The organism is Streptomyces hydrogenans, from assembly GCF_014656075.1.
GTDB lineage: Bacteria > Actinomycetota > Actinomycetes > Streptomycetales > Streptomycetaceae > Streptomyces > Streptomyces hydrogenans.
The window spans coordinates 73,056-81,663 of record NZ_BNBS01000027.1 but is presented as its reverse complement, the minus strand read 5'-3'; the positions used below and the strand labels follow the sequence as shown (position 1 = coordinate 81,663).

8 protein-coding genes are annotated in these 8,608 nt (G+C 75.1%); 2 read left to right on the top strand and 6 right to left on the bottom strand.

Annotation, left to right across the window (positions count from 1 at the left end; genetic code table 11):
- Positions 1 to 84 precede the first annotated feature (84 nt).
- On the bottom strand, positions 85 to 993 hold the full coding sequence (locus IE321_RS14520; RefSeq protein ID WP_190223179.1) for a MerR family transcriptional regulator: 909 nt from the start codon (positions 991 to 993) through the stop codon (positions 85 to 87).
- Positions 994 to 1,105: 112 nt separating this feature from the next.
- Between IE321_RS14520 and IE321_RS14515 the strand changes: the two genes are divergently transcribed.
- Together IE321_RS14515 and IE321_RS14510 are read left to right on the top strand one after the other, a co-directional pair.
- Entirely contained in the window at positions 1,106 to 2,578 is a 1,473-nt protein-coding gene (locus IE321_RS14515; protein ID WP_190223178.1) for an alpha/beta hydrolase, read from the top strand.
- A 7-nt stretch (positions 2,579 to 2,585) separates the two neighbouring features.
- Positions 2,586 to 3,119 carry a hypothetical protein gene (locus tag IE321_RS14510; RefSeq protein WP_190223177.1) on the top strand — a complete coding sequence of 178 codons (534 nt, stop codon included), beginning with the start codon at positions 2,586 to 2,588 and terminating at the stop codon, positions 3,117 to 3,119.
- Between the two features lie 153 nt (positions 3,120 to 3,272).
- Here IE321_RS14510 and IE321_RS14505 read toward each other — a convergent pair whose 3' ends face one another.
- The 5 genes from IE321_RS14505 to IE321_RS14485 are packed head-to-tail and all read right to left on the bottom strand — an operon-like array spanning position 3,273 to position 8,515.
- On the bottom strand, positions 3,273 to 4,076 hold the full coding sequence (locus tag IE321_RS14505) for an ABC transporter ATP-binding protein (protein ID WP_372470293.1): 804 nt from the start codon (positions 4,074 to 4,076) through the stop codon (positions 3,273 to 3,275).
- A complete protein-coding gene (locus IE321_RS14500; protein WP_190223176.1) occupies positions 4,073 to 5,056 on the bottom strand; it encodes an ABC transporter ATP-binding protein in 984 nt (327 codons plus the stop codon). The genes IE321_RS14505 and IE321_RS14500 overlap by 4 nt, the downstream gene beginning before the upstream one ends.
- A 5-nt stretch (positions 5,057 to 5,061) precedes the next feature.
- On the bottom strand, positions 5,062 to 5,931 hold the full coding sequence (locus IE321_RS14495) for an ABC transporter permease (RefSeq protein ID WP_190223175.1): 870 nt from the start codon (positions 5,929 to 5,931) through the stop codon (positions 5,062 to 5,064).
- On the bottom strand, positions 5,928 to 6,881 hold the full coding sequence (locus tag IE321_RS14490) for an ABC transporter permease (protein ID WP_190223174.1): 954 nt from the start codon (positions 6,879 to 6,881) through the stop codon (positions 5,928 to 5,930). Before IE321_RS14490 ends, IE321_RS14495 begins: the two co-directional genes overlap by 4 nt.
- The gene (locus IE321_RS14485) at positions 6,881 to 8,515 is read right to left on the bottom strand and encodes an ABC transporter substrate-binding protein (protein WP_190223173.1); all 1,635 of its coding nucleotides are present in this window, start codon (positions 8,513 to 8,515) and stop codon (positions 6,881 to 6,883) included. Before IE321_RS14485 ends, IE321_RS14490 begins: the two co-directional genes overlap by 1 nt.
- Between the last annotated feature and the right edge of the window lie 93 nt (positions 8,516 to 8,608).

The following is an 8,608-nucleotide window of genomic DNA, read 5'->3' as shown; positions in this document are numbered from 1 at the left end:
GGGTCGCGGCCGCGCGGGCCCGGTTCGCGGCCCGGCCCGCCGCGTTCCGGCCCGCCGCGTTCCGGCCCGCCGCGTTCCGGCCCGTCAGTCGGCGACGGACGCGGCCAGGGCCTCCGTGAGGTGGTGGTGCAGGAGGCCGAGGCCGGGCCGGTCCGCCGGGAGCAGCGGCACGACCAGCTTCCAGTACCGGGCCATCACCGCCGTGCTCTCCCGGCCGAGCAGCCCGACGAGCCTCCTGCGGAACGCGGGGGAGTCGGAGGTGGCGAGGGCCACGGCGTACGCCCCGGCGAAGCAGTCCAGGGCGTCCCGGCCGCCGGGCGCCCGCCCCGCCCGCACCTCCGCCCCCGCCAGGTCGTACGCCTCGCCCAGCCCCTCGTACAGGACCGCGGGACGGTACCGCTCGCCCGGCAGCGGCGGACCCGGCGCCCGGCCGGGCCGGAGGTCGCAGACCAGCGCCCGCAGCCGGGCGAAGGCCCGTACCTGCTCCGGCGTCGGCTCGGCCGGGGCCACCGGCACCACCTCGTCGAGGACCCGCGCCACCAGCGGCGCGGGCAGCCGGACGGGCAGCGACCGCCGCCAGAACCGGACCACCGCGTCCGGCTCGGGCGGCAGCGCGGCGGCGCCCAACAGGGGCAGCAGCTCGGCCCGTTCCTCCGGGCCGCACTCCGAAAGGAGCCGCAGCGACGCCTCCCGCCACGCCAGCGCGGCCCGCTCGCGCGCCACGCCCGCCAGCTCCCCGGCGACCACGTCCGCCAGCCGGCCGTCGTCCTCCAGCGCCCGCTCCACCTCCGGCACGCCGAGGCCCAGGCCCCGCAGGGAGCGGATCTCCCGCAGCCGCACGAGCGCCTCCGGGCCGTACCGCCGGTGCCCGCCGCCGCTGCGCCCCGCCTCCGGGAGCAGCCCCCGGTCCGAGTAGTACCGCACCGTCTTCACCGTGACCCCGGCCCGCCCGGCCAGCTCACCGATGCTCCACGTCCCGTCCCCGTCCGTCACGCGCACCTCCCGCAGCCGGCCCCGGCCCTTCGGGTCCGGGGTGGAATCTCCCCCTGGGGGAGTTCCTAGTCTGCCGGAGGCCGCTGGGGCCACGAGACGCGAGGAGGCGACGATGACGGCGTTCGTACTGGTGGGAGGGGCGTTCACCGGCGGATGGGTGTGGGACGGGGTCGCGGAGCGGCTGCGGGAGGCCGGGGCCACCGCGCACCCGGTGACCCTGGACGTCGACCCGGAGGCCGGACTCGGTACGCACATCGGGGAGTTGACCGCGCTCCTCGACCGGATCGACGAGCCGGAGGTGGTCCTCGTCGGACACGACTACGGCATCCACCCCGTGCTCGGCGCCGCCGGCCTGCGGGCGGACCGGGTCTCCCGGGTGGTGTACGTCGCCGCCGGGCTCCCCTCGGACGGGGACCCCGCCCTGCTCCTGGTCCGCGACGAGGCCGTCCGCGACCGGCTCGGCCACGACACCTCGCCGCTGCCGCCGCCCCGGGGCGCGGAGTGGTCGCGCTGGGGGAGCCTCGACGGGCTCTCCGCCGAGGACCTGGAGCGCCTGGACCGGCTGGCGGCGCCGCAGCCGGCGGGCACCCTCACCGAACCCCTCCGGCTCGGCGACGAGGTGGAGCGGGTACCGGCCGCCGCGGTCATGTGCACGGCCGACGGCCCGGGCGTCGACGTCGTCGAGATGCTGGTCCGCACCGGCCCGCCGCACCTCAGGAAGCTGGCCGGGCCCGGCTACGCCTTCTTCGAACTCGCCGCGGGGCACTGGCCGATGCTCTCGCACCCGGCCGAACTCACCGGCCTGCTTCTGCGGGCCGCCGCGGGGGAGGGGCAGCGGATCACCCTCGGGGAGGACCAGCCCTCCTACGAGCGGCAGGAGTTCCTGCTGCCGACTCCGGAGGTCCCGCACGAGCGGCACGGCAGGCTCGACGTGTACGCGCCGGACGCGGAGGGACGCCGGCCGGCCGTCCTCTTCGTCCACGGAGGGCCCGTCGACGCGGACCGCGTCCCCACTCCGCGCGACACCCCCTTCTACCGGGGCTACGCCCGCCACCTGGCCGCACTCGGCGTCGTCGGCGCCACCGTCGACCACCGGCTGTACGCCCTGACCGACTACGCCCGCGCCGCCGGGGACATCTCCGAGGCGCTGCGACGGCTGCGCGCCCACCCCCGGGTCGACCCGGACCGGATCGCGGTCTGGATCTTCTCCGGCGGCGGTCTGCTCGCCGCGCACTGGCTGGCGGAGCCCCCGCCGTGGCTGCGCTGCCTCGCCCTCTCGTACCCGGTCCTCGCCGCGCCGCCCGGCTGGGAGACCGTCGAGTCGCGCTTCCGCCCGGTCGACGCGCTCGCGGGCGCCGGGACCCTGCCCGTGGTCCTGGTCCGCGCCGGCCGGGAACACCCGGCGTTCGCGGCGACGGTGGAGGCGTTCCTCGCCGCCGCCGGGAAGCACGGCACGGACGTGGAGATCGTCGACGTGCCGGACGGCCGGCACGGCTTCGAGGCCCTCGACCGCACGGACGCGTCCCGGGACGCCGTCGCCCGCTCGGTCCGGGCCGTGCTGGACCGCGTGACGGGTGCGGAATGATGACCTGGTGATCTCCAGGGAACGCGCGGTCGCGCTCGTCGGATCCTTCCTCGCCCGGGACCTGCCGACCTGGCCGTGGGAGGGTTCCCCGCCGACGCCCGACCTCTATCACGTGGAGGAACGGGCGGTCGGCTGGCTCGTCTTCTGGCGCTCGGCGGAACAGGCCCGGGGCGACGGCCCGCGCGGCAGCTTCGTCGGCGGCCACTACCTGGTGGACCGGCAGGACGGGAGCCTCCACTTCGTCCCCGCGGTCCGGTGGGACGACGAGGGCTGGGAGGAGCAGTACCTCACCGAGGTGCGGGGCGTCCGGCCGCCCGACCCGCTCGCCGCCGCCGTACGCGGACTCGTCCGCTCCCGGGGCGCGGTGGCCGCGATGGCCCACCTGCGCCGGCGGGCGCCCCGCCTCGGCCCGCGCGAGGCGAGGGCGTACGTCGAGGCGGTGAGGGACGGCGCGGAACCACCGGAGGAACTGGCCGCCCCGACCCGCGCGGAGCGCCGGCCGCTCCCGCCCATCGAGACGGTGGCGGGCCCGGCCGAGTGAGGCGGGCGGCGAAGGCGGTGTGCCCGGCCGTGACGCCGCCCCCCCGACGGCATCACGACCGGGTCCGGCCCCGGAGCCGCGCGCCACATCCGGTCCGCCACACCCGGCTCGCCACACGCGGTCCGTCAGAACCGGTCCGCCACACGCGGTCCGTCAGAACCGGTCCGTCACCGCCGCCGGATCCCAGCCGCGTCGCGGCACCGAGTTCAGCAGGAGCCGGGTGTACGGGTGCTCGGGAGCGCCGAGGACGCGGTCCACCGGACCGGACTCCACCACCTGCCCCGACTTCAGGACCAGCACGTCGTCCGCGACGTGCCGCACCACCGCCAGGTCGTGGGTGACGAAGAGGTAGCCGATGCCGGCCTCGCGGCGGATCTCCCGGAGCAGGTCCAGGATCTGCGCCTGGATCGACACGTCGAGGGCCGCGACCGCCTCGTCCAGGACCAGCACGCGGGGCTCCACGGCGAGCGCGCGGGCGATCGCCACCCGCTGCCGCTGGCCGCCGGACAGGCCCCGGGGCAGGGCGGCCGCCTCGCGGGCGCCGAGCCCGACCCGGTCGAGGAGGTCGGCCACCCGGGCCCGGCGGGCGGCGGCGTCCAGCGAGGTGTGCAGCCGCAGCACCTCGTCGAGGCAGCCGCTCACCGATATCCGCGGGTCCAGCGACAGGTACGGGTCCTGGAAGACCATCTGGACGTCCCGGGCCCGGGCCAGGCGTTCGGCGCGGTTCCGGGGGCGGGCCGAGCGGTCCTTACCGTCGAGGCGGACCGTGCCGCCGTCGGCGCGCTCCAGGCCGACCAGCATCCGGACCGTGGTCGTCTTGCCGCTGCCGGACTCCCCGACGATCGCCAGCGAACCGCCCGCCGGGAGGGCGAACGACACGCCGTCCACGGCCAGGTGGTCGCCGTACCGCTTGCGCAGCCCGTCGACGACGAGCCCCTTCTCCACGACGGTCGTCACAGCCGGATCCCTTCCTCGGCGCGGAGGCACGCGGCGAAGCCCTCGCCGTGCCGTGCCAGTTCGGGCTTCTCCTCCGCGCAGCGCGCCACCGCGTGCGCGCAGCGGGCGGCGAAGGGGCAGCCGGCCGGCGCCTCGGCCAGCGACACCGGGCGGCCCGGGATCGGCCGGGGCGCGGGCGCGCCGGCCTCGATCCGGGGGGTGCAGGCGAGCAGACCGGCGGTGTACGGGTGGCGGGGGCGGTCGAACAGCTCGTCGGTGGACCGGGTCTCCACGATCCGGCCCGCGTACATCACGTACACCCGGTCGCAGATCGCCGAGGCCAGCTCCAGGTCGTGGGTGACGAAGAGCATGCCGGTGCCGCGCTCGGCCCGCAGCCGGGCCAGGATCGAGATGACCTCGGCCTGGGTGGTGACGTCCAGGGCGGTGGTGGGCTCGTCGGCGACGAGGAGCGCGGGCTCGGCGGCCAGCGCGGCGGCGATGACGACCCGCTGGAGCATGCCGCCGGAGAACTGGTGCGGGTGGCGGCGCAGCGCCCCGCGCGGGTCGCGGATGCCGACCGCGTCGAGGAGTTCCTCGGCGCGGGCGGTGGCCCGGGCGGCCGGGGTGCCGGAGGCCCGCAGGCCCTCGGTGAGGAAGTCGCCCACCCGGCGCAGCGGGTTGACCGAGGCGCGCGGGTCCTGGAAGACCATCGCGACCTCGCGGGCCCGCAGCGCGGCCAGCCGGGCCCGGTCCATGGTCAGGACGTCGGCGCCGTTGACCCGGACCTGGCCGGCGGTGCGGGAGCCCTTGGGCAGCAGGCCGAGGACGCTGCGGCAGGCCACGGACTTGCCGGAACCGGACTCGCCGACCAGGCCGACGGTCTCCCCGGCGCGCACGGTCAGGCTGACGCCGTCGAGGATGGGCCGGGCGGCCCGGTCGTCGGGGAGCCGCAGTTCGAGGCGGTCGATCTCCAGGACGGGCGGGGGTGTCGAGAGGTTCATGGCGTTCACTTCTCCCGCCGTGCGATGCGGTCGGCGAGGCCCTCGCCGACGATGCCGAAGGCGACCACCGCGAGCACGATGCAGACGGACGGCGCGAGCGCCGGCAGCATCGCGCCCTGGAGGACGGCCCCCTGGCCCTCGTTGATCATGGTTCCCCAGTCGGCGGTCGGCGGCTGGACGCCGAAGCCGAGGAAGGACAGGGCGGCCAGGTCCATCAGGGTGTAGCCGAAGTTCATCGCCGACTGGGCGAAGACGGTCGGCGCGATGTTGGGCAGCAGATGGCGGACGCAGACCGTCCAGCCGGACCAGCCCTGCACCACGTACGCCTCGATGTACGGCCGCGCCTTCTCCTGCCGGGCGATGCCGCGCACCAGCCGGCCCACGTACGGGGTGTACGCGACGGCCATGGCGATGACGGGGGCCGTCATGCCGGGGCCGGTGACCGCGACCAGGAGGATCGCCATCATCAGGCCCGGGATGGAGAAGATCAGGTCCATCGAGCGGGAGACGATCGCGTCGGCCCAGCCGCCGCGCCAGGCCGCCACCACGCCGAGGAGGGTGCCCAGCAGGGTGGAGACGCCGACGACGAGGAGCGGGCCGAGGAGGCCGGTGCGGGCGCCGTGGAGGAGCCGCGACAGGATGTCGCGCCCGGACTGGTCGGTGCCGAGGAGGTGGTCGCCGGAGGTGCCGACCAGGCTCGCGCCCAGGTCCAGCGCCTCGGGGTCGTACGGGGCGAGCAGGGGCGCGAACACGGCGACGAGGACGAGCAGCGCGAGCACCGCGACCGAGACCGTGAAGAGCGGACCCTGCCCGAGGAGGCGCAGCCTTCGCAGGCCCGGCCTGCGGTACGGCACCGTGGTGAGGGTGGTGGTCATGAGGAGCCTTCCCCGGGGGAGAGACGGGGGTCGATGAGCGGCGCGAGGAGGTCGACCGCGAGGTTGACGAGGACGAAGGCCACGACGCTGAGCAGGGTGACCGCCTGGACGACCGCGAAGTCCTGGGCGGTGACCGACTGCACGAGCAGCGAGCCGAGTCCGGGCACGTCGAAGGCGGTCTCCACGATCGCGGTGCTGATCAGCAGGCCGGCGAGCATGGTGCCGCCGACCGTGACGACGGGGCCGAGCGCGTTGCGCAGCACGTGCCGGCGGACCACGGCCCGGCCGGCGACGCCCCGGGCGCGCGCCACCTCGACGTGCTCGCGACCCATCTCGTCGAGCATCGCGGAGCGGGTGACCCGGGCGAGCAGGCCCGCGAAGGTGAGGGCGAGCGCGAAGGCGGGCAGGGTCAGCTGGTACAGCCGGGGGCCCAGGCCCTCGGCGGCCCCGCCGCCCGGCCCGGGGAACCAGCCGAGCTGCACCGAGAAGACCGAGACGAGCGCGATGGCCGTGACGAAGGACGGGGTGGCGGTGGCCACGCCGGTGCCGATGAGCACGGTCTTGTCCAGGAGGCCGGGGCGGAGCGCGGCGAGGATGCCCGCGCCGACACCGAGGAGGGCGACCAGCAGCGCCGCGTAGCCGACGAGCAGGGCGGTGCCCGGCAGCCGCGAGCCGAGGAGTGCGGTGACGTCCTGGTGGTACTGGGCGGAGCGTCCGAGGTCGCCGGTGAGGACGCCGCCGAGCCACTTGCCGTACTGGACGAGGAGCGGGTCGTCCAGGTGGTGCTCGGCCCGCAGGGCCGCCACGGTCTCGGGAGTCGCGGGGCGGCCGTGCAGGAGGAAGGTGACCGGGTCGCCGGGGGCGAGGTGGATGGTGCCGAAGACGACGACCGAGGTCACGAACACCACCGCCACCAGGCCGAGGAGCCGGCCGACGAGGAAGCGGGTCATTACTGAGCGGCCCCGATCGTCGCGGCCCACGGGTAGTAGAGCTGGGTGATGCCGGTCGGCGCGCCGGTGATCCTCTTGCCGAGGAAGACCGAGAACGGTGCCTCGTACACCGGGATGACCGGCAGTTCGCGCAGCGCGATCTCCTGGACCTTCGCGGTCAGGTCGGCGCGCTTGGCGGGGTCGTACTCGGTGTTGGCCCGGTCGAAGGCGACGTCGTACTCGGCGTCGGACCAGTTGCCGTAGTTGCCGAAGTCGCCGGTGCGCAGGTACTGGTAGAACTCCAGCGGGTCCGGCGTGTTGTCGTAGCCGTTGGTGATGACCAGGTCCAGGCCCTCGCGGGCGGCCGGGTCGACGAAGATGCTGCTGTACGCGTCGGGGGCGACCGGCTGGAGCTTGACGTCCAGGCCGATCTCGCGGCCCGCCGCCTGGACGGCGTTGGCGAGGACGCTGATCTCGGGGGCCATCGAGCTGGTCGCGATGGTGACCTTCTTGCCGGTGGCCTTGGCCTCCTCCACCAGCTTCTTCGCGCCGGCCACGTCGTGGACGGGCTCGGGCAGCGTGTCGTAGTGGGTGGCGGTCTTCTCGGGGACGAGCGCCCAGGCGCCGCGCGCCGCGGGGGCCTTGGCCGGGACGCCGACACCGCCGGCGGCGGCCTTGACGATGTTCTTCCGGTCGAGGGCCATCGACAGCGCGCGGCGGACCCGGAGGTCGCCGAGGGTGCCCTTGAAGTTCAGGACGGCGAGGTCGGCGGCGGCCGTGTTGGGGCCGAAGAGCAGGGAGCCCTTGCCGCTGTTGCGGAGCTGGGCGAAGGAGGCGGACGGCACCATGTAGCCGCCGTCGGCCGTCCCGGACAGGAAGGCGTTGGCGCGGGCGGCGGCGTCCTCGACGAAGGTGAACTTGACGGACTCGGACTTGGCGACGAGCTTCTCGTCCCAGTAGTCGGCGTTCTTCTTGAGGGTGATGCTGTCGCCCTGCGCCCACTTCTCCAGGGAGAAGGGGCCGGTGCAGTTCAGCTTGCCCTTGGGGGTGCCGTAGTCCTTGCCCTGCTCGGCGAGGGAGGCGGCGCTGACGACGGTGCCGGGGGAGGCCGCCAGCATCTCGTGGAAGAGGGCGTCGGCCTTGCCGAGCTTGATCGTCACCTCCAGCGGCCCGCTCTTCTCGATGGAGTCGACGGTCTTGAAGGCGGTGCCCCACGGGGAGCCGGTGGCCGGGTCCATCTGCCGCTTCAGGGAGGCGACGACGTCGTCCGCGGTCATGACCGTGCCGTCGTGGAACTTCACGTTCGGGCGCAGGGTGTAGACGAGGGTGCGCGGGTCGGGCCGCGTCCACTTCACCGCGAGGCCGGGCTCGATCTTCAGGTCCGGGGTGACCCGCAGCAGCTGCTCGCAGACGTTGGCGAGCACGGTGTTCGGCGGGTAGTCGTACGCGAGGGCGTAGTCGAGGGTGTACGGCTCCGCGTAGAGCGACCACGTGAAGGAGTCGAGCGGGCCCTTGGCGGCCGGCGAGGTCGGGGAGACCTTGAAGTCGGCGCCGCCGGTGGTGCCCTGCTGCGGCTGGGTGGCGCCGGAGCAGGCGGTGAGGGAGGCCGCGACGGCGGCGGTACAGGCGAGTGCGATGAATCTGGGCGTGCGCATGCAGACCCACCCCTTTACGGGTGTAGTGACGGGCGCTGGGGGGATGGAGCGAGTATTGATGCGGGAACGTTCCCGCACAAGGGTTCCGGACCA